Consider the following 19,555-nt stretch of genomic DNA (forward strand, 5'->3'; position numbering starts at 1 on the left):
GCCGCCGAAAGCCGCCCGCATGCAGCCGTCGGTCCCCGGCACCACCCTGCCGCCACCGACCGCCCGCTTCCAGGAGAAGCGCGAGGTGCTGCTGGACGCGGCGGCCCGCCACTTCAACGCCCAGGGCGTCAAGGGCGCCACGCTGGGCGAGATCGCCGCCCAGGTGGGCCTGGTCACCACCAGCCTGACCTACTACTACCGCAAGAAGGAGGACCTGGCCACCGCCTGCTTCCTGCGTGCCATCGCGGCGCACGAGGCGCTGGCCCGGCAGGCCCAGGCAGAGGCGCCGGCGGCCACGGCGGCGGCACGGGTGCTCTGCTTCCTGCAACTGCATGCCCAGCTGCTGGCCGGCATGGACAGCGGCAGCCAGCCAGCGCTGATCGGCTTTGCCGACATCCGCGCGCTGCCCGAAGCCCAGGCAGCCAGCGTGTTCGCCGCCTACAACGGCATGTTCCGCCGCGTGCGGGCGCTGCTGGACGGCCCGGAGACCGCCGCTCTGGGCCGCGACGACCTCAACGCCCGCGCCCACCTGCTGCTCTCAGCCGCCCACTGGCTGCGCGCCTGGGTGCAGCGCCATGCGGTCGATGACTATCCCCGCGTGGCCCAGCGCCAGGGCCAGCTGCTGCTGCAGGGCCTGGCGGCCGCCGGCGTGGCCTGGCCTGACGCGACCAGCCTGGCCCCGCTGGGGCTGGACGCGGTGGCCGCGGCTGCGCTGCACCCGGCCGGAGCGAGCACCGGCAACCACACGGCCGACGACCACACCGCCGATGCCTTCCTGCGCGCGGCCACCATGCTGGTCAACGAGCAGGGCTACCGCGGCGCCTCGGTCGAGCGCATCTCGGCCCGGCTGCATGTGACCAAGGGCTCGTTCTACCACCACAACGAGACCAAGCACGACCTGATCACCGCCTGCTTCGACCGCAGCTTCGCGGTGGTGGGCCAGACGCTGCGCGCCGCCGCCGGCGCCCCCGGCCCGGCCTGGCAACGGGCCTGTGCGGCGACGGACGCGCTGGTGCGCTTCCAGCTGGGGTCGCAAGGCCCGCTGCTGCGCACCAGCGCCACCAGCGCCCTGCCCGACGAACCCCAGCGCGCCCATGTGCGCCGCCAGCTGCAGCAGCTCACCGGCGTGATCGCCGGCCTGCTGGTCGACGGCCTGGAAGACGGCAGCCTGCGCCCGCACGACCCGGCCATCGCCGCCCAGCTGCTGTCCTCGGCGATCAATGCCGCGGCCGAGCTGCAGCGCTGGGTGCCGGGCATCAGCCCGGCCACCTCCACGGCGCTCTACACCCGGCCGGCCCTGCTGGGCCTGCTGTGCAGCGCCGGCTGACGGCGCGCAACCGCAGCCGGACCACGACGACCCAAGCGCTCGCGCGGGGCGTGCCCACACCGTCACCGCTTCCGGCTTTCTTGCGCCGCCGCGCTCAAGCCGGCCGTGTGGCGGGCGATATCCAGCCATCGTTGTACTCCCGCCCCGCGCCATGGCCCTGATCCTGCTCTCGCTGTTGCTGCTGGCTGCCCTGGCCGGCGGCTTCCTGCTGTGGCGCAGCCGTGCCCGGGTGGCGGTCCCGGCCGCGCCCGCCCGGCCGCAGCGCACGCCGCTGCCGGCCGCGGCACCGGCCAGTGTGGGCGCCGCACCGCGGCCCCCGGTGGCGGCCGCGGCCAACCCGCCGCCGCCGCTGGTGCTGCCGCCGGCCCTGGTCGGCAGCTTCCGCTGGCTGCTGGCGGACGATCTGCCCGGCCCGCAGCGCCAGGCGCTGACCGAGGCCATGGCCAGCATCCGCCGGCCGCCGGCGGCGGTGCACCAGATGCTGTCGCCGCAGTTCCTCGACCGCGCCAGCTCGCAGGCCCTGAGCGACCTGATCAGTGGCGAGGCGCAGATCGCCGCCAAGGTGCTGGCCAGCGTCAATGCGCCGCACCACGGCCTGTCGCGGCCGGTGTCGAGCATCGGCCAGGCCATCACCTTCCTCGGGCTGAACACGGTGCGCAGCATCTGCCTGCGCGACCTGCTGGACGATTCCTTCCCGCACCGGCCGGCGGCGCTGCGGCAGACCACGCGCGAGCTGTGGAACGCCAGCGCGCTGGCCAGCGAGCTGTGCAGCCGGCTGGCCGCGCGCCTGGGTCTGGCCGACAGCGGCACGCTGGTGGCGCAGACGCTGCTGTCCTTCCTGGGCCACCTGGCGATGTCCACGCTGCTGGCTGCCAAGGACGAGGATCCGGCCTCCACCGGCCCGCTGCTGGCGCGCACCGCGCGCGCCCAGGCGGCGCTGGGCCTGGGGCCGGCCGAGCTGGGTGGCCTGCTGCTGCAGGCCTGGGGCCTGCCGGACCCGATCATCGACGGCGTGCGCGCCATCGACCGGCTGCTGGTCGTGCCGGCCGGCGGCCGCGATGCCGAGACCCACCAGCGCCTGGCCCTGGCCCACCTGTGCGCCCGCATCGGCGAGCAGCTGGCCTGCAGCAGCGCCAGCCCGGCCAGCGCGGCCGGCCTGGCCGGCCTGGCCATGGCGATCACCGACGCCGAGGAGAGCTACCACCTGCGCGAGCACCTGGCTGCGCCGATGTTCGCGCGGCTGCCCGAGCTGCTGCTGTCGGCCGACCTGGCGCAGCCGCTGCTGGCGCTGCAGCAGGGCATGCGCGGCCCGCGCTGATCCCGCCGGCCGGCGCGGGCGGCGCCGGCATCGCAGAATGGGCGGGTCGCCTTGCCACCGATCGGGGCCCGCCGCATGCCGCCACCACCGCTCACCCACCATCAGATCCTCGGCCTGGTCGAGCCCTTCACCCGCAGTGGTCGGCAGGTGGACCTGGCCGCCAGCGACCGCCTGGCCCGCCGCCTGCACTTCAAGCCGGTCGCGCATGCCGCCAGCGGCAACACCCCGGCGCTGACCGAGACGCTGCAGCTGGAATGCCATGAGAGCGGCAACCACCGCCTCACCCGCCAGCTGCGCCCGGTCGATGGCCCTGCCGCCACGCTGCAGGCCATGGGCACCGACCTGGCCCGCCTGCTGGCCCAGGTGGATGCGGTGGCGCCGCCGCAGCACTTCAGCGCCGGCCCCGGCTGGCAGGTCGCCCGCAGCTACGACCTGGTGCCCAGCGCCCATGCCGGCCCGCCGGTGCTGACCTTCCGCCACGGCGAGGCCTGGGTCGACGGCCTGCACTTCAGCCTGGCGGTGATGGATGTGAAGAACGTGGCCGGCGACATCACGCTGCGCCCGGCACCCGGCGAACGCCTGGCCCTGCCCGAGGATCTGCTGGCGGTGATGGGCTGGAACTGGGTGCGTCTGGTGCCGGCCACCGATGGCTGGACCAGCAAGCTGCGCCTGCGCGGCCGCGGCCCTGGGCGCACCCAGGCTGCCGAACGGGCGCTGGACCAGGCCGCCCGCCACCTGGCACAGGTGCTGGCCACGCCGCCGGCAGCGTTCCACAGCCGCTGGCGCGCGGCCCGCTGGGGCGTGGTGCTGCGGCGCAGCATCCCCACGCTGACGGCCGTGGGGCTGGTGGTCGGCGCGCTGCTGCTGCCGCACATCACCGGCAACGAGCTGTCGGGCGTCTGGATGGCCCTGCACTACCTGCCCATCGCCATCCTGGCGCTGAGCTTCACCATGCAGGAGCTGGCGCGCTTCGAGATCCCGCCGCTGCCGCGGCGGCTGAAGGCGGCGCACTGGCGCAGCGGGCCGGCAGCCGCCCTGGCACCGGCCAGCGCGCAGTGAGCCACCAGACAGGCGCCCACCGATGTTCTCGCACCTCTTCACCGGCGTTCACGACTTCGCCCGCGCCTTCGCGTTCTACGACGCGGTGACCGGCGCGCTGGGCCTGCAGCTGCGCTTCAACCAGCCCGACCACGGCTGGGCCGGCTGGCAACAGCCCGGCGGCGGCCGGCCGCTGTTCGTCATCGGCCGGCCCTACGACGGCGAGCCCCACCACCCGGGCAACGGCCAGATGGTGGCCTTCCTGGCGCCGACGCGGGCGGTCGTGCGGCAGGTGCATGCCGCGGCGCTGCAGCATGGCGGCAGCTGCGAGGGCCCGCCCGGCCTGCGGCCTCACTACCACCCCGACTACTACGGCGCCTACTTCCGCGACACCGAGGGCAACAAGGTCTGCGTGGCCTGCCACGGGCCGGAGGCCTGACGCCCGGGCCCCGCCAACCCGGGACGGTCAGTCCTGGGCCAGCCGGAAGGCGCCCACCGCATCGGCCAGGCGCCCGGCCTGGTCGCGCAGCATGGCGGCGGCGGCGGCGCTTTCTTCCACCAGCGCGGCGTTCTGCTGCGTGCCCTGGTCCAGCGCGCTGACGGCCGCGCCCACCTGGGCGATGCCGCTGGTCTGTTGCCGTGCGGCGCCGCTGATCTCGGCCACCAGCGCATTGACGCGGCCGAACTGGGCCACGATCTCGCCCATGGTGGCGCCGGCCTCGGCCACCTGGCGGCTGCCGTCGGCCACCTGGGTCACGCTGCTGGCGATCAGGCCCTTGATCTCACGGGCGGCATCGGCGCTGCGCTGGGCCAGGCTGCGCACCTCGGCCGCCACCACGGCGAAGCCGCGGCCCTGCTCGCCGGCGCGCGAGGCTTCCACCGCCGCATTCAGCGCGAGGATGTTGGTCTGGAAGGCAATGCCGTCGATCACGTTGGTGATGTCGGCAATGCGGCGGCTGGCGTCCTCGATCTCGGCCATGGTCGCCACCACCTGGTGCACCACCGCGCCGCCACGCTCGGCGGCCTGGCTGGATTCGGCCGCCAGCGTGGTCGCCGTCTCGGCATGCACTGCCGTCTGCTGCACGCTGTCGGTGACGCCGGCCATGCCGGCGGCGGCGGCCTGCAGGCTGCTGGCCTGCTGGCTGGTGCGCTCGGCCAGATCCTGGTTGCCGCTGGCGATCTGGATGCTGCTGCTGGCCACGCTGTCGGCGCCATGGCGGATGGTGACCACGGTGTCGTGCAGGCGGTCGCGCATGCCTTCGAGCGCGGCGGCCACGCTGCCCTGGCAGGTGGGCGGCTGGTCGAAGCGGGTGGCCAGCGCGCCATCGGCGATGCGCTGGGCGAACCGGCGCAGCTGGTCGGGCTCGGCGCCCAGGCGGCGCAGCAGGCCATTGGCAAAGCGCAGCCCCAGCCCCAGCAGCAGCGCCACCATCGCCGCGGCCACGCCACCGGCCAGCAGGCGGTCCTGGGTGATCAGTGCATCGCGCTGGGCCAGGCGGCGGCCGGCACCGGCCTCGATCAGCGTGCCCAGCTGGTCCAGCCGGGTCTCCAGCTGCTTGAAATCGGCTTCGAAGCGGCTGCGCAGCGCCGGCACGGTGGCCTGGCCGCTCAGCGCCGCGTCGACCAGGGCCTGGGCGGCGCCCAGGTAGGCTTCGAGCACCGGGCGCAGGTCATCGGCCATCTGCTGCACCGCGGCATCGTCGGCATGCTGGACGATCTGTTTCTGCGCCTCGACCAGGGTGCGCTGCATGTCGGCCAGCTCGGCACGCACGGCGGCCTGCTCGGCCGAAGCCGCCTGCGGGCCGGCGAGCAGGGCGCCGCGGGTGGTGGCCAGCAGGCCGTCGTGCACCATGTCCACCTGCAGCACCGCCCGCACCAGCTGCACATCGCCCAGCAGCTGGTCGGACAACGACTGGCTGTGCTGGATCTGCTGCTGGGCCAGGCCACCGAGCAGGGCGGCGCCGGCGCTGGCGATGGCGACGAACAGCAGCACGCTGCCGCGCACGGTCATGGATCTGGGGGACATGGGGACACTCCTGGGACAGCGGGGATGCGCGCGCCAGTCGGCATCCGGCCGCCAACACGCTGCCAGGCTTATCGGAGCGGCTGCAATCGACATGACCCCCGGCAGGCGGTGGAGATCTCCCGACAGGCCGCTGCGTGCAATCCAGCACGGCGCGCGGCGCGCACCGCTGCGCCGCCGGGGACAGACAGCCGCCGTGGCCCGCTCCTACAGTGGCCGCATGCAAGACACCACATTGCCGCCGCTGCAGCAGGGCCCGCAGATCTGGCTGGGCCCCGAGATGGCCGCCCGCAGCGACTGGATCGTGCCGCTGTCGTCGGCCGAGATCGCCGAGATTGCCGCGGCTGCCGAACCGCTGGCCGACCGCGGCGCCGACATCGCCGCGCTGACCGCGGCCGACTTCCCGCTGCCCACGCTGGCGCCGCGCCTGGCAGGCCTGCAGCAGCAGGTGCTGGAAGGCCGCGGCTTCGTGCTGCTGCGCGGCCTGCCGGTGGACCGCTGGCCGCTGCGGCTGAGCGCCACCGCCTTCTACGGCCTGGGCCTGCACCTGGGCAGCGCCGTCAGCCAGAACGCGCAGGGCCATGTGCTGGGCCATGTGCGCGACCTGGGCCTGAAGAGCGACGACCCGCGGGTGCGCATCTACCAGACCGCCGAGCGCCAGACCTTCCACACCGACAGCTGCGACATCGTCGGCCTGCTGTGCCTGCAGGCGGCGAAGGCGGGCGGCCACTCGGCCCTGGTGAGCACCGGCGCGGTGTGGAACGCAGTGCTGCAGCAGCGGCCCGACCTGGCCGCCGCGCTGCTGCAGCCGGTGGCGACCGACCGCCGTGGCGAGGTGCCACCCGGCCAGCAGCCGTTCTTCACCATCCCGGTGCTGAACTGGTTCGACGGCCAGCTGTCGGGCATCTACCACCGGTCCTATGTCGATTCGGCCCAGCGCTTTGCCGATGCGCCGAAGCTGACGCCGCTGCAGCGCGAGGCGCTGGACCTGTTCGACAGCCTGTGCAACAGCCCGGCGATGCACTTCCTGATGACGCTGCAGCGCGGCGACATCCAGCTGGTGCACAACCACACCCTGCTGCACGACCGCACCGCCTTCACCGACTGGCCCGAGCCCGATCGCCGACGCCACCTGTTGCGGCTGTGGCTGGCGCCGGCCAACGCCCGGCCGCTGCCGCCGGTGTTCGCCCAGCGCTATGGCAGCGTGGTGCCGGGCGCCCGTGGCGGCGTGCCGCCGAAGAACGGCCAGCTGGTGGCCCCGCTGTCGCCCGACGGCGGCACGGTCGGTTGATCTCCCTTCCCAACCAGGAACCCGCGATGTCCTATGACCCCAGCCCCAAGGTGCAGGCCCTGCAGCAGCGCCTGCTGGCCTTCATGGACCAGCACATCTATCCCAACGAGGCCCGCCATGCCGAAGAGGCCGAGCGCCTGGGCCCCTGGGCGGTGCACCCGGTCATCGACACCCTGAAGCCACTGGCCCGCGCCGCCGGGCTGTGGAACCTGTTCCTGCCGGAGAGCGCCCACGGCGCCGGGCTCACCAACCTGGAATACGCGCCGCTGTGCGAGATCATGGGCCGCAGCTTCCTGGCGCCCGAGGTCTTCAACTGCAGCGCGCCCGACACCGGCAACATGGAGGTGCTGGCCCGCTACGGCACGCCAGAGCACCAGGAGCGGTGGCTGAAACCGCTGCTGGCCGGCGAGATCCGCAGCTGCTTCGCGATGACCGAGCCCAAGGTGGCGTCCAGCGACGCCACCAACATCGAGAGCTCGATCGTGCGCGACGGTGACGAGTACGTCATCAACGGCCACAAGTGGTACACCACCAACGCGACCGACCCGCGCTGCAGGATCGCGATCTTCATGGGCAAGAGCGACCCCGACAACGCCGACCGCCACCGGCAGCAGTCGATGGTGCTGGTGCCGATGGACACGCCGGGCGTGAAGGTACTCCGCCCGATCCCGGTGTTCGGCTTCTACGGCATGCCCGACCGGGCCAGCGAAGTCACCTTCACCAATGTGCGGGTGCCGGTGTCGAACATCCTGCTGGGCGAGGGCCGCGGCTTCGAGATCGCGCAGGGCCGGCTGGGGCCGGGCCGCATCCACCACTGCATGCGGCTGATCGGCATGGCCGAACGGGCGCTGGAAAAGATGTGCCAGCGCACCAGCACCCGGGTGGCCTTCGGCAAGCCGGTGTCGGAGCAGGGCGTGACGGTGGAGCGCATCGCCGAATGCCGCATCGCCATCGAGCAGGCCCGCCTGCTGACCCTGCATGCCGCGCACCGCATGGACACCGTGGGCAACAAGGTGGCCAAGGCCGAGATCGCGATGATCAAGGTGGCCGTGCCGGCGATGGCCTGCAAGGTGGTCGACTGGGCCATCCAGGCCCACGGCGGCGGCGGCACCAGCAACGATTTCGGCCTGGCCCATGCCTACGCCATGGCCCGGGTGCTGCGCCTGGCCGACGGGCCGGACGAGGTGCATCGGCAACAGCTGGGGCGGATGGAGCTGAAGAAGTACCGCTGAGCGGCAGCCCGGATCAGGCCGGGACGAACCGCAGCAGCGCCGTCCCCGCCAGCGTGACGGCAATGGCCCGCACCCGCTGGTTGATGGCCAGCCCCGCAGCCCCGTGCGCCATCAGCCGCGGGCCCTCGTCCAGGTCGACCAGCACCAGGGTGTAGGGCGCCAGCGCGCGCCAGGCCTCGGTGGGTGCGCGGTGCACGGTGCTGACGGCGTACACCGTGCCGGTGCCGGCGGCATCGCACCAGGCCAGCCGGGCGCTGCCGCAGCCGGTGCAGGCGAAACGCTGGCCGGTCAACGCCGTGCCGCAGGCAGTGCAGCGCTGGTGGCGCAACACACCGGCGGCCAGGCCCTGGACGAAAGGGGACGCGGTGGGGTCCATCAAGCCTCCCGGGTCAGCACCAGGCTCACGTGGGACGACATCACGCCGCCATCGGCATGCACCAGGGCATGCGTGGCCGGCCGGGCCTGGCGGTCACCGGCCCGGCCGCCCAGCTGCAGCACCGTCTCCACCGCGTGGGCCATGCCACCGGCCACGCCGCAGTGGCCGTAGCTCAGCAGGCCGCCGTGCAGGTTCAGAGGCAGATCACCCTGCGGGCCGAAGACACCGGCCCGCGCCATCGCCGCGCTGCCGCCGCGCGGCGCGATGCCGATCTCCTCCAGCAGCATCACCAGGGTGATGGTGAAGGAGTCGTAGATGCCCAGGTGGCCGATCTGCGCCAGCGCCACGCCGGCCTCGGCCAGGGCGCACTGCGCCGCCTCGGCCGCGCCGCAGGCCAGCACGTCGGCCATGGCGCTCAGGTGCTGGTGGCGGTGGGCCTGGCCGGCACCGCGCAGCACCACACGCACACCGGGCCCGGGGTCGGCTGCCACCACGAAGGCCGCCGCGCCATCGCTGATCGGGCAGCAGTCGGCCAGCTTCAGCGGCGTGGCGATCGGCTTGCTGGCCAGCACATCGGCCACCGTCAGCGGGCTGCGCAGCTGGGCGCCGGGGTGGGCCTGGGCATGGCGGCGCATCAGCACCGCCAGCTCGGCCAGATCGGCTTCGGTGGTGCCGGTGGCATGCAGGTAACGGCTGGCCATCAGCGCGTAGTAGGCCGGCACCGAGGCGCCGTTGGGCACCTCCATCTCGGCATCGCCCACCTGGGCCAGGGTCTGGATGGCACTGTCGCGGGCCTGGCCGCTCAGGCGGTTCTCGCCGGCCAGCACCAGCACCCGCCGGCAGCGGCCGCTGCGCACCAGGTCGCCGGCCAGCATCAGCAGTGCCGCGCCGGTGGCGCCGCCCAGTTGCACGCTGTGCGCGTAGGCCGGCCGCAGCGCCAGGCGCTCGGCCACCAGCGTGGACAGCATCAGGTGCGGCAGTGTGGTGGCATAACCGCACAGCAGGCCGTCGATCTGGCCGCGGGCCAGGCCGGCATCGTCCAGCGCCGCCTGGGCAGCCTGGGCCATCAGGCCGATGGCGGTGCTGCCATCGTGCCGCCCGAAAGGCGTGCAACCCACGCCGGTGATGTTCGGCAATGCGGCCATGCTGCTCAGGCGCGGTCAGGGGCGGTGTGAACCACGATGTGCCAGGCGGCGATGAACATCGCCGCAATGGCCGGCCCCACCACGAAGCCGTTGAGCCCAAACACCGACATGCCGCCCAGCGTGGCGATCATCACCACGTAGTCGGGCAGCCGGGTGTCCTTGCCCACCAGGATGGGCCGCAGCAGGTTGTCGACCAGGCCGATCACCAGCACGCCCCAGGCGGTGAGGCCGGCAGCCTCCGCCCATTGGCCGTGCAGCGCGAACCACGTCGCCACCGGGGCCCAGACCAGGGCCGCGCCCACCGCCGGCACCAGCGACAGGAAGGTCATCAGCACCGCCCAGAGCAGCGCACCCTGCACGCCCAGCACCCAGAAGGCCAGGCCACCCAGCGCGCCCTGGGCCACCGCCACCAGCAGGCTGCCCTTGACGGTGGCGCGCACCACGGTGGCGAACTTGCTGCCCAGCGCCCGCTGGTGGGCCGCTGCCAGCGGCAGACCGGCGGCGATGGTGCGCACCAGGGCTTCGCCGTCGCGCACCAGGAAGAAGGCCAGGTACAGCGTGATGGCCAGGCTGGTGAGGAAGTCGAAGGTGTCCAGCCCGATGCCCAGCGCCCGGGTGGTGATCAGCTGTGCGGCCTGGGCCACGGCCGCCGTCATGCGGCGCTGCAGGCTGTCGAAATCGGCCACGCCGAAGCGCTGCAGCAGGCTGGCCACCCAGTCGGGCAGGGTGTTGAACAGCCGGCGCACCGCCAGCTCGGGCTGCCAGGCGCCGCTGTCGATCTGCTGGTAGACCACCGCCGCCTCGCGCGCCAGCGATGCCGCCACCAGCGTCAGCGGCAGCACGCCGATCAGCAGCACCGCGCCCAGCACCAGGCCGGCGGCCACGTTGCGGCGCCCGCCCACCCGCGGCAGCAGGCGGCGGAACATCGGCATGAAGATCAGGGCGATGATCACCGCCCACAGGATGGCGCCCCAGAAGGGTTGCAGGATCCAGCCCAACGCCAGGGCGCAGGCCAGCAGCAGCAGGACAGGCAGTCGGGAAGCCATGCAGGGGTCAGATGGAGACAGACTGCTCAGCGCGGATCGATCGGCGTCATCGGCGGCTGCCGCGCCTCGATGACGGCGGCGGCGTCGAGCACCAGGTCTTCGCGGAAACGCGGGCCGATGAGCTGCACGCCCATCGGCAGCGCGCCGGCCAGGCCGGTCGGCACCGACACGGCGGGCAGCCCCAGCACCGGCACCGCGAATTGCGACTCCTGCGCACGCAGCACGGCGGCCATGGATTCGGCGCTGTCCACATCCCGGCCCCAGGCGAAGGGTGGCTCGCCGGAGACCGGCGTCAGCACCAGCGGGTAGCGTTCCAGGAACAGCTGCCAACGCCGCACCAGGGTGGACCGCTTGGCCAGGGCCAGCAGGTGGGCGGTGTGGTCCAGCGCCGGCGAGGCGGCCAGCATCCAGCCGAAGGACCGGCGCACACCCTCGTCGCCATGGGCCTCGATGGCCGGCCACATGAAGCGGCGCGCCTCGTCGTTGCCCATCAGGTTCCACAGTTCGTGGGCCTCGGCCAGGCTGGGTGGCTCGGTCTCTTCCACGGTGTAGCCGGCGTCGGCCAGCCAGGCACCGGCCTGGCGCACCGCGGCCACCACCGCCGGGTCGGCCGGCTGGCCGTTGCAGCACACCGTCATCGCCACCCGCAGCGGCCGGTCCGGGGCCGGGCCGGTGAGCGGTGCGGGCACCCACCAGGGGTCGCGGGCATCGCCGGCGCTCATGGCCTGCAGCGCCAGGCGCACATCGACCACCTCGCGGGCCAGCGGGCCCTGCACCGACATCATCGCCATCGACAATGGCCGCTCGGCCTGGGCGCTGGGCAGGAAGGCCGGCACGCGGCCGAACGACGGCCGCAGGCCCACCACGCCGGTGCAGTAGGCCGGGTAGCGCACCGAGCCAGCCAGGTCATTGCCATGGGCGATGGCGCCCAGACCGGCGGCCACCGCCGCCGACGCGCCGCCGCTGGAGCCGCCCGGCGTGTGGTCGGCCGACCAGGGGTTCAGCGTGCGGCCGTGCAGCGCGTTGTCGGTGAACCAGCGCACCGAGAACGCCGGCGTGTTGGTGCGGCCGATGATGACGGCGCCGGCGCGGCGCAGGTTGGCCACCACCGGGCTGTCTTCGGGGGCGATGTTGTCGCGGTAGGCCACCACGCCGTTGGTGGTGGCGCGGCTGGCCACGTCGACATTCACCTTGACGGTGACCGGCACACCGTGCAGCACGCCCAGCGGATCGCCGCGGCGGCGGGCGGCATCGGCGGCGCGTGCGGCGGCCAGGGCCTCGTCGGCCATCACATCGACCACGGCATTCAGGCGCGGATTGACATCGGCCACCCGGGCCAGGCTGGACGCGACGGCTTCCTGCGCCGAGATGGCGCCGGTGCGGATGGCGGCGGCCAGGCGGTGTGCCGGCCAGCGCCAGAGAGCTTCGTCAGACAAGGGGAACCTCCAGGTCAGGGTTGCGGTGGCCGCTGCAGCGGTGCAACGGCAGTCAGGCCAGCGTGAGCTTCATGCCGCCCACATCGAAGCGCAGCGTCAGCGTGGCGATGCGGTCTGCGGCGCCGCCCAGCGGCTCCTCGTCCATGCCGCTCAGCAGGCATCCCGTCAGCTGCACGCTGGCCAGCGTCTTCTTCAGCGCGGCGTCGAGCAGGTCCACCTGCAGCGCGAGGCCGTCGCGCTCGTCGATGCTGCCGTCGGCCACCAGCTTGTGCACCCAGGCGCGGGCCGCCTCGGCCCGGCGGGCGCTGACCGTGACCACCAGCTCGCCCAGCTGGCGCTGCACCATCTGCGGGTCGCGGTAGCCGCCGTTGAAGCGGTCCTGGGCCCAGCCCACCTGCAGCGTGGGCAGTTCCACCATGGTCACGGCATCGTCGCCAAACGGCAGGCCGACAAAGCGGAAGTTGCTGGCCATCAGCGGCCGGCGGCGGCTGGTGCCGCTCTTGAGCTTGCCGCTCGATGGTGCATCGTCCACACCGGCGACCAGCCAGCGCAGCGTCAGGCTGAGGGCACGCCTGCCGGCGCTGGCGTCCAGCACCGGCCAGGACAGCCCCGAGATGCAGGCGCCGCGGAAACCGATGCGGCGGCGGGCATTGAAGTTCATGTCCCCCACCAGCAGCGCGCCGTCGCGGGGCGCCATGTCGCCGGCCAGCGCCGCGCCCAGCCAGTCGACCAGCGGCCCCGGTTCCAGCAGATCGAACTCGGCCGCCATCTCGCCCAGGGTCACCTGGGCGCTGCGGCGCACCACCATCTCGCGGCCGGTCGGCTGCGTGGCCATGTCGACGCGCAGGCTGGCCGGCTGCGCGCTGCGCAGGGGCCCGGCTGCCGCGCCGTCAAGTTCCAGGAACAATGCGCCGGTGGCGCTGGAAACAACAGTGGCCATGGGCGGCTCCGCCGTGGTGGAGCGGCCAGCATAACAAGCACCCGGCAGGGTGGCGACCGGGTTTGTCAGGGCCGGCGCGGGCGTTGGCCGCAGGGGCGAGCTCAGCAAGACGCCGGCGTCAGCGAGAAGCCGGCATAGCCCTGCTGCTGCACCTCGGCGCACTTCTGCACATAGGCCGGAAAGCCGAACAGCGGCATGAAGATGCGCGGCTTGCCCGGGATGTTGGCGCCCAGGTACCAGCTGTTGCAGCCCAGGTAGATGGTGCGGGCGGCCACCGCATTGACATGGGCCACCCAGGCGGCCTCGGCCTCGGGCGTGGCCTCCAGCGTGCGCACGCCGCGGGCATCGAGATCGGTCACCGTGTCGGCGATCCATTGCACCTGGTGCTCGATGGCGACGATCACGTTGGTGAAGGCGGCGGTGGCGCCCGGCCCGGTCAGCGTGTACAGGTTGGGGAAGCCCGACAGGCACAGGCCCAGGTAGTTCAGCGGCCCGGCCCGCCAGTGCTGCTGGATGCTGCGGCCGCCGCGGCCGCGCAGGTCCAGCCGCAGCATGGTGCCGGTCATCGCGTCGAAGCCGGTGGCCAGGATCAGCGCATCCAGCGTGTGCTCCTCGCCGCCGGCCAGCACGCCGGTGGCGGTGAAGCCGTCGATCGGCGTCGTCTGCAGATCGACCAGCCGCACGTTGGGCCGGTTGAAGGTGGCGTAGTAGCCGGTGTCCACGCACAGCCGCTTGCAGCCGATGGGGTGGCTGGGGCACAGCGCGGCGGCGGTGGCCGGGTCGTGCACGATGCTGCGGATCTTGTTGCGCACGAACTCGCCGGCCAGTTCATTGGCCGCCGGGTTGACGATCAGGTCGTTGAAGGTGCCCAGCAGGCCGAAGCCGCCGATCTGCCAGCGCTCCTCGAACATGCGTTCACGTTCTTCGGCCGACACCGAGAAGGCCGAGAAGCCATTGGGCGGCAGCATGGACCCGAAGCCGCCCATCATCTTGCGGTTGCGTTCGCGGAAGGCGGGGTAGTCGGCCTTGACCTGGGCTTCCAGCGCCTTGTCCAGCGGGCCGTTGTGGGCCGGCACCGCATAGGTGGGCGTGCGCTGGAACACGGTGAGCTGCGCCACCTGCGGCGCGATGGTGGTGATGGTCTGCACGCCCGACGAGCCGGTGCCGATCACGCCCACCCGCAGGCCGGTCAGGTCGACCGGCTCGTGCGGCCAGGCCGCCGTGTGCAGCACCCGACCCTTGAAATCCGAGAGGCCGGGAAAGTCGGGCTGGTTGGGCGTGGACAGCGGGCCGGTGGCCAGCACCAGGTGGCGCGCCGACCAGGAGCGGCCGTCCTTCGCCGCCACCTGCCAGACCAGCGCGGCCTCGTCCCAGTGCGCCGCGGCGATGCGGGTGTCCAGCAGGATGCCGTCGCGCAGCGCATAGCGGTCGGCCACATGGTTGGCATAGGCCAGCAGCTCAGGCTGGGCGGCATAGCGCTCGGTCCAGCACCAATCCTGCTGCAAGGCATCGTCGAAGCCGAAGCTGTACTCCAGGCTCTGGATGTCGACCCGCGCGCCGGGGTAGCGGTTGTGGTACCAGGTGCCGCCCACGCCCCCGGCGGCTTCCACCACCAGCGCGGTCAGCCCGCGCTGGCGTGCGGTGTGCAGCATGTACAGGCCGCCGAAGCCGGCGCCGACGATCAGCAGGTCAATGGGAGCGGGCGTGTGGGTCATGCGGAGGTTGCTCGTCTAGCGTTGGCCGATGCGGGCATCGCCGAACAGGTGGGTCATGCCACGCGGCTGGCTGCGCCAGTACTGCTTCGGCGCCTGCACCTGCGCGCCCAGTGCGGCGGCGGCATGCCAGGGCCAGTGCGGGTCGTAGAGGATGCCGCGGGCGATGGCCACCGCATCGGCCTGGCCGCTGGCGATGATGTCTTCGGCCTGCTGCGGCTCGGTGATCAGGCCCACGGCGAGGGTGGGCAGGCCGGCCTCGCGCTTGATCTGTGCGGCCAGGTGCACCTGGTAACCGGGGCCGATGGGGATCTGCTGGCGCGGCGACACGCCGCCCGAGCTGACGTGGATGAAATCGCCGCCCAGGCGCTTGAGTTCCTGCGTGAAGGCGACGCTGTCATCGGGGCCCCAACCGCCGTCCACCCAATCGGTGGCCGACAGGCGCATGCCCACCGCCACGCCGGCCGGCACGGCGGCGCGCACGGCGCTGAACACCTGGAGCGGGAAGCGCATGCGGTTGGCCAGGCTGCCGCCGTAGGCATCGGTGCGCTGGTTGGCGATCGGCGAGAGGAACTGGTGCAGCAGGTAGCCATGCGCCGCATGCAGCTCGATGGCCTGGAAGCCCAGGCGCACGGCGCGGCGGGCGGCGGCGACGAAGTCGTCCTGCACCTGCTGCAGGCCGGCGTCGTCGAGCGCGGCGGGCGGCAGTTCACCATCGCCGTGGGGCAGGGCGGATGGCGCCTGCGCCAGCCAGCCGCCCTGGTCCAGCGGGATCTGCTGGCCGCCGTCCCAGGGCGTGTGGCTGCTGGCCTTGCGGCCGGCATGGCCGAGCTGGATGGCCAACGGCATGGGGGTGCCGGTGTGGCGCACGGCTTGCAGCACGCGGGCCAGGGCGGCCTCGTTGGCGTCGTTGTACAGGCCCAGGCAGCCTGGGGTGATGCGGCCTGCGGCGCTGACAGCCGTGGCCTCGACGATCAGCAGGCCGGCGCCGCTGAGCGCCAGCCGGCCCAGGTGGATCAGATGCCAGTCGGTGGCATTCCCGTCAACGGCGCTGTACTGGCACATCGGCGCGATGACGATGCGGTTGGGCAGGTTCAGCTGGCCGAGCGCGAGGGGGGTGAAGAGCTGGGGCATGGTTGCAGTGTGCACGGGCTGGGGCACCTGCGCTGTCACCAGGCGGTCGCCTTTGGGCTCGTTGCGGACGTTTGGTTCTGCGCGATCGCGCCGGGCCGGGTGGGCCTGTTTTGCTCCATGTCCCCCGTCCTACACGCCGCAAGCGGCGCATAGGACTCCTCCCCTACTTCCGCAAAACAGGCCCACCCGCCCCGACGCTCAGCCACCACTGTGACCTTCTCCGAGCGCGGAGACGGTGGCTGGCCTCGTCCTTGCGCCAGTCAAGGCGTGTCCGCAAAGAGCCCACAGCCGCCAAGCCCACGCTAAGCCGGCACAAACAGCGCTTCGCAGCCGGTGCCTGCGAGCGCTGCATCCACCTGGGCGCGCGCATCGGGCAGCAGTGCGGCATGGTCGCGCCGCAGCCACGCCAGGCACTTGGCCTGGTAAGGGAACGCCTGCTGCACCCAGGGCTGGCCATCCACCGTGGTCTGCAGTTCACTCTGGCCAGCGGCCAGCGCACGGGCGTTGGCCAGCAGCAGCGGCGCGTACAGGCGGCCCACCTCGCCCAGCATCGCCTGCACGCTGGCGGGCAGATGGGAAGGATCCAGCCAGCCGCTGTCGGCCACCTCCAGGCCCGACAGGTCTTCCATGCGACCGGTCCAGGCCATCACCCGCGGCGCGGTGGCGCTGGCCAGGGCCATCGGCGTGGGGTCGAACTGCACCAGCTGGGTGAGCTGGCCGAACATGCCGAAATCGCTGGCGCCCGGGCGGCTGCCCATCAGGAACGGATGCTGGCGGAGGTGGTCCTCCAGCGCCAGCAGCACACGCTGGTAACCCGCCTCGATCACCGGCGCGGTGGTGGCGTTGCTGCCCACGTAGCGCAGCCGCGGCACCTGGCGGCCGCTGACCAGCGCCGCCGTCTCGGCCAGGGCCGCGTCGTCCTGCGGCGCACCGCGCCAGCTGGCCAGCACCCGCATGGCCTGGTGCTCGTCCGCCTTGTAGGCCCAGCGGTAATGGAACATCGCCTTGGTCAGCCACTCGTCGGCAAAGTCTTCCAGCAGCGCATCGATGAAGGCCAGCGCCGGGTCGGGCGGCACTGCGGCGCGGCCGGGGTGGTCGGCCTCGAAGCGGCGGATCAGCGGCGTGGAATCGGTGACCGGCTGCAGGGTACCGCCGGCATCGGGCAGGTAGAACGTGGGCAGCAGCCGCGGCTTCGCCTCCGGCAGGCCCGGGATGCCGGTGCTGCTGTGGGTGTAGCGGTAGGGGATGTGCCGGTAGCGCAGCAGCGCCAGCATCTTGCGGGTGTAGGGCGAACCATGCACGCCGTAGAGCTGCAAGGGGGCGGTGGACATGGCAGCTCCTGGTGGCGGCGGTGGTGGATCGGCCTAGTGCGGCGCGGCCAGCCGCATCACCGCCAAGTAGCCGGGCTGCACCTCCATGCGGGCGGTGGTGCCGGCGGCCTGCAGCAGCGCATGGGCCTTGGGCAGCTGCCAGCAGGGCAGCTGGGTGAACAGGTGGTGCTCGCTGTGGAAGTTGACCCAGTAGGGCGCGATCAGGGCGCGCTCCAGCCAGCCGGCACGGGTGGTGCGGGCCTGGCGCAGCGGATCGGGCTGGTCCACCGGCACCAGCGCATGCTCGGCGATGTTGCGCAGACGGGTGACCAGCGGCAGCCAGGTCGCCATCGGCAGCAGCCACAGCAGCAGCCACAGCCACCACCAGCCGGCGGCGGCCAACACCGCGAAGCCCAGCGCGTTGGCGATCACGAAGTGCCGGTCATGGCCCGCGAAGGCACTGGCGCCATCGCCGCCCGCGGCCTTGCTGCTGCGCTGCAGGAAGGGCTGGATGCGCTGCTTGTAGAAGGTCTGGCCGCTCAGGTCGCGCCACATCTTGCGGCGCAGCGAGGTGCGGCTGATCGGGAACGGCGCCGACAGCACCAGGTCCGGATCCTCGGCCTGCTGCACATAGCGGTGGTGCTGCAGGTGGTAGGGCCGGTAGGCCTTCAGCGTGGGGGCGCACAGCCAGTGGCCGACCCAGTCGTTGACGGCGCGGTTGGGGTGCAGCAGGCCGTGGGCCGCGTCGTGCATCAGGATGGCCAGGCCCAGCTGGCGGGTGCCGACCACCATCACGCACAGCGGGATCAGCCAGGGCCAGCGTGCACCCACCAGCATGGCCAGGCCGATCGCGCCCCAGCAGTGCGCCACCAGCCACAGCCCGCGCCAGGGCGACTTGGCCGACAGCCGGCGCCACTGGTCGGGCGTGAAGTGGTCTTCGGGGCGGGCACGGGGGGCAGCGGCCATGGTGCGCGGATTGTGTTGGCGACCGGCCTGCGCGGGCGTCGCGCAGATGACGGCCGGCATGGCGACAATCCCGGCCATGCACCCCCTCGACATCCTCGACACGCCCGCCGCCGTGCTGGACGTGGCACGCCTGCAGCACAACCTGGCGCACATGCAGCAGCGCATCAGTGCCCTGGGCGTCGCCCTGCGTCCGCACATCAAGACCAGCAAGTGCCTGGCGGTGGTGCAGCAGCAGCTGGCGCTGGGCGCGCAGGGCGTCACCGTGTCGACGCTGAAGGAGGCGCAGCAGTGCCTCGCCGCAGGCATCACCGACATCACCTACGCAGTGGGCATCGCGCCGGCCAAGCTGCCGCAGGTGCTGGCGCTGCGCCGCCAGGGCGCGCAGCTGACCATCCTGACCGACAACCTGGCCAGCGCGCAGGCCATCGGCAGCTTCTGCCAAGTGCAGGGCGAGGCCATCCCGGTGCTGATCGAGATCGACACCGACCAGCACCGCAGCGGCGTGGCGCCCGAGTCCGGCCTGCTGCTGGACCTGGGCCGCGCCCTGCACGCCAGCGGCTGCCTGGCGGGCGTGCTGACCCATGCCGGCGCCAGCTACCAATGCAACACCCCCGCCGCGCTGCAGGCCATGGCCGAGCAGGAACGTGCCGGCTGCGTGCGCGCCGCCGAGCGCCTGCGCGCCGCCGGCCTGCCCTGCCCGGTGGTGAGCGTGGGCTCCACGCCCACCGCGCTGTCGGCCACCCGGCTGCACGGCGTGACCGAGGTGCGTGCCGGCGTCTATGCCTTCATGGACCTGGTGATGGCCAACGTGGGCGTGTGCAGCGCCGACGACATCGCGCTGAGCGTGCTGGCCACGGTGATCGGCCACCAGGCCGAGCGCGGCTGGGCCCTGGTCGACGCCGGCTGGATGGCGATGAGCCGCGACCGCGGCACCCAGTCCCAGGCCTGCGACTACGGCTACGGCCAGGTCTGTGACGCCGACGGCCGCCTGCTGCCCGGCTGGGTGATGTCCGGCGCCAACCAGGAGCACGGCATCGTCGGCTTCGACGCCGCCAAGCCCGGCGCGGGCGCGGCCCCGGCCGATGTGGTGCAGGCGCTGCCGGTGGGCACGCGCTTGCGCATCCTGCCCAACCATGCCTGCGCCACCGCGGCGCAGTTTGCCGGCTACCACGCGCTGCAGCGCGACGGCACGCTGGCCGACTGGCCGCGCTGGAACCACTGGTAGCCGGTGCATCCGGTCCCTGCCTGCCTGCGTAACCGA

The 19,555-nt window shown here is 72.8% G+C and carries 17 protein-coding genes; 7 read left to right on the forward strand and 10 right to left on the reverse strand.

Annotated elements, in window-relative coordinates; translation table 11 throughout:
- Window positions 1-19 precede the first annotated feature (19 nt).
- The 4 genes from FFT10_RS10410 to FFT10_RS10425 all read left to right on the forward strand — a co-directional run bounded on the left by FFT10_RS10410 (window position 20) and on the right by FFT10_RS10425 (window position 4,122).
- Window positions 20-1,327, forward strand: a complete 1,308-nt coding sequence (locus FFT10_RS10410) for a TetR/AcrR family transcriptional regulator (RefSeq protein WP_137732755.1) — start codon at window positions 20-22, stop codon at window positions 1,325-1,327.
- Window positions 1,328-1,478: 151 nt separating this feature from the next.
- Window positions 1,479-2,645: an HDOD domain-containing protein gene (locus tag FFT10_RS10415; protein WP_162520757.1), complete on the forward strand. Its 1,167-nt coding sequence runs from the start codon at window positions 1,479-1,481 to the stop codon at window positions 2,643-2,645.
- A 75-nt stretch (window positions 2,646-2,720) separates the two neighbouring features.
- Window positions 2,721-3,704, forward strand: a complete 984-nt coding sequence (locus FFT10_RS10420; protein ID WP_137732757.1) for a hypothetical protein — start codon at window positions 2,721-2,723, stop codon at window positions 3,702-3,704.
- Window positions 3,705-3,726: 22 nt separating this feature from the next.
- Window positions 3,727-4,122, forward strand: a complete 396-nt coding sequence (locus FFT10_RS10425) for a VOC family protein (RefSeq protein ID WP_137732758.1) — start codon at window positions 3,727-3,729, stop codon at window positions 4,120-4,122.
- Window positions 4,123-4,149: 27 nt separating this feature from the next.
- On the opposite strand, the gene FFT10_RS28740 is transcribed toward FFT10_RS10425, so the two are convergent.
- Window positions 4,150-5,709 carry a methyl-accepting chemotaxis protein gene (locus FFT10_RS28740; protein WP_137732759.1) on the reverse strand — a complete coding sequence of 520 codons (1,560 nt, stop codon included), beginning with the start codon at window positions 5,707-5,709 and terminating at the stop codon, window positions 4,150-4,152.
- Window positions 5,710-5,926: 217 nt separating this feature from the next.
- Between FFT10_RS28740 and FFT10_RS10435 the strand changes: the two genes are divergently transcribed.
- Window positions 5,927-6,997: a TauD/TfdA family dioxygenase gene (locus FFT10_RS10435; RefSeq protein ID WP_137732760.1), complete on the forward strand. Its 1,071-nt coding sequence runs from the start codon at window positions 5,927-5,929 to the stop codon at window positions 6,995-6,997.
- 26 nt (window positions 6,998-7,023) lie between these two features.
- Window positions 7,024-8,229: an acyl-CoA dehydrogenase family protein gene (locus FFT10_RS10440; RefSeq protein ID WP_137732761.1), complete on the forward strand. Its 1,206-nt coding sequence runs from the start codon at window positions 7,024-7,026 to the stop codon at window positions 8,227-8,229.
- A gap of 13 nt (window positions 8,230-8,242) precedes the next feature.
- Here the strand turns inward: FFT10_RS10440 and FFT10_RS10445 are convergent, their stop codons facing one another.
- The 9 genes from FFT10_RS10445 to FFT10_RS10485 form a co-directional block, all read right to left on the reverse strand.
- Complete coding sequence (locus FFT10_RS10445; RefSeq protein ID WP_137732762.1) at window positions 8,243-8,605, reverse strand: Zn-ribbon domain-containing OB-fold protein; 363 nt, start codon at window positions 8,603-8,605, stop codon at window positions 8,243-8,245.
- Entirely contained in the window at window positions 8,605-9,750 is a 1,146-nt protein-coding gene (locus FFT10_RS10450) for a thiolase family protein (RefSeq protein WP_137732763.1), read from the reverse strand. The genes FFT10_RS10445 and FFT10_RS10450 overlap by 1 nt, the downstream gene beginning before the upstream one ends.
- Before the next feature lie 5 nt (window positions 9,751-9,755).
- The gene (locus FFT10_RS10455) at window positions 9,756-10,796 is read right to left on the reverse strand and encodes an AI-2E family transporter (protein ID WP_137732764.1); all 1,041 of its coding nucleotides are present in this window, start codon (window positions 10,794-10,796) and stop codon (window positions 9,756-9,758) included.
- Window positions 10,797-10,822: 26 nt separating this feature from the next.
- Window positions 10,823-12,232 (reverse strand): amidase family protein, encoded by a 1,410-nt coding sequence (locus FFT10_RS10460; protein WP_137732765.1) that lies wholly within the window; start codon window positions 12,230-12,232, stop codon window positions 10,823-10,825.
- 52 nt (window positions 12,233-12,284) lie between these two features.
- Window positions 12,285-13,172: a hypothetical protein gene (locus FFT10_RS10465; protein WP_137732766.1), complete on the reverse strand. Its 888-nt coding sequence runs from the start codon at window positions 13,170-13,172 to the stop codon at window positions 12,285-12,287.
- Between the two features lie 101 nt (window positions 13,173-13,273).
- A complete protein-coding gene (locus FFT10_RS10470) occupies window positions 13,274-14,887 on the reverse strand; it encodes a flavin-containing monooxygenase (protein ID WP_137732767.1) in 1,614 nt (537 codons plus the stop codon).
- Between the two features lie 15 nt (window positions 14,888-14,902).
- Window positions 14,903-16,018, reverse strand: a complete 1,116-nt coding sequence (locus tag FFT10_RS10475; RefSeq protein ID WP_137732768.1) for an NADH:flavin oxidoreductase/NADH oxidase — start codon at window positions 16,016-16,018, stop codon at window positions 14,903-14,905.
- 302 nt (window positions 16,019-16,320) lie between these two features.
- The gene (locus tag FFT10_RS10480) at window positions 16,321-17,349 is read right to left on the reverse strand and encodes a glutathione S-transferase N-terminal domain-containing protein (RefSeq protein ID WP_137732769.1); all 1,029 of its coding nucleotides are present in this window, start codon (window positions 17,347-17,349) and stop codon (window positions 16,321-16,323) included.
- A 33-nt stretch (window positions 17,350-17,382) separates the two neighbouring features.
- Window positions 17,383-18,294 (reverse strand): fatty acid desaturase family protein, encoded by a 912-nt coding sequence (locus FFT10_RS10485; protein ID WP_137732770.1) that lies wholly within the window; start codon window positions 18,292-18,294, stop codon window positions 17,383-17,385.
- Window positions 18,295-18,370: 76 nt separating this feature from the next.
- Here FFT10_RS10485 and FFT10_RS10490 point away from each other — a divergent pair, with 76 nt between their 5' ends.
- Window positions 18,371-19,519, forward strand: a complete 1,149-nt coding sequence (locus FFT10_RS10490; protein ID WP_373282498.1) for an alanine racemase — start codon at window positions 18,371-18,373, stop codon at window positions 19,517-19,519.
- Window positions 19,520-19,555 lie beyond the last annotated feature (36 nt).

This window comes from Pseudaquabacterium pictum (assembly GCF_005403045.1).
Classification (GTDB): domain Bacteria; phylum Pseudomonadota; class Gammaproteobacteria; order Burkholderiales; family Burkholderiaceae_C; genus Pseudaquabacterium; species Pseudaquabacterium pictum.

Bases quoted from the DNA above. Each gene is read 5' to 3' on its own strand.
- FFT10_RS10470 (WP_137732767.1), bottom strand. From the start codon at position 14,887: ATGACCCACACGCCCGCTCCCATTGACCTGCTGATCGTCGGCGCCGGC.
- FFT10_RS10440 (WP_137732761.1), top strand. From the start codon at position 7,024: ATGTCCTATGACCCCAGCCCCAAGGTGCAGGCCCTGCAGCAGCGCCTG.
- FFT10_RS10485 (WP_137732770.1), bottom strand. From the start codon at position 18,294: ATGGCCGCTGCCCCCCGTGCCCGCCCCGAAGACCACTTCACGCCCGAC.
- FFT10_RS10465 (WP_137732766.1), bottom strand. From the start codon at position 13,172: ATGGCCACTGTTGTTTCCAGCGCCACCGGCGCATTGTTCCTGGAACTT.
- FFT10_RS10450 (WP_137732763.1), bottom strand. From the start codon at position 9,750: ATGGCCGCATTGCCGAACATCACCGGCGTGGGTTGCACGCCTTTCGGG.
- FFT10_RS10445 (WP_137732762.1), bottom strand. From the start codon at position 8,605: ATGGACCCCACCGCGTCCCCTTTCGTCCAGGGCCTGGCCGCCGGTGTG.
- FFT10_RS10480 (WP_137732769.1), bottom strand. From the start codon at position 17,349: ATGTCCACCGCCCCCTTGCAGCTCTACGGCGTGCATGGTTCGCCCTAC.
- FFT10_RS10420 (WP_137732757.1), top strand. From the start codon at position 2,721: ATGCCGCCACCACCGCTCACCCACCATCAGATCCTCGGCCTGGTCGAG.
- FFT10_RS10410 (WP_137732755.1), top strand. From the start codon at position 20: ATGCAGCCGTCGGTCCCCGGCACCACCCTGCCGCCACCGACCGCCCGC.
- FFT10_RS10475 (WP_137732768.1), bottom strand. From the start codon at position 16,018: ATGCCCCAGCTCTTCACCCCCCTCGCGCTCGGCCAGCTGAACCTGCCC.
- FFT10_RS10455 (WP_137732764.1), bottom strand. From the start codon at position 10,796: ATGGCTTCCCGACTGCCTGTCCTGCTGCTGCTGGCCTGCGCCCTGGCG.
- FFT10_RS28740 (WP_137732759.1), bottom strand. From the start codon at position 5,709: ATGTCCCCCAGATCCATGACCGTGCGCGGCAGCGTGCTGCTGTTCGTC.
- FFT10_RS10415 (WP_162520757.1), top strand. From the start codon at position 1,479: ATGGCCCTGATCCTGCTCTCGCTGTTGCTGCTGGCTGCCCTGGCCGGC.
- FFT10_RS10425 (WP_137732758.1), top strand. From the start codon at position 3,727: ATGTTCTCGCACCTCTTCACCGGCGTTCACGACTTCGCCCGCGCCTTC.
- FFT10_RS10435 (WP_137732760.1), top strand. From the start codon at position 5,927: ATGCAAGACACCACATTGCCGCCGCTGCAGCAGGGCCCGCAGATCTGG.
- FFT10_RS10490 (WP_373282498.1), top strand. From the start codon at position 18,371: ATGCACCCCCTCGACATCCTCGACACGCCCGCCGCCGTGCTGGACGTG.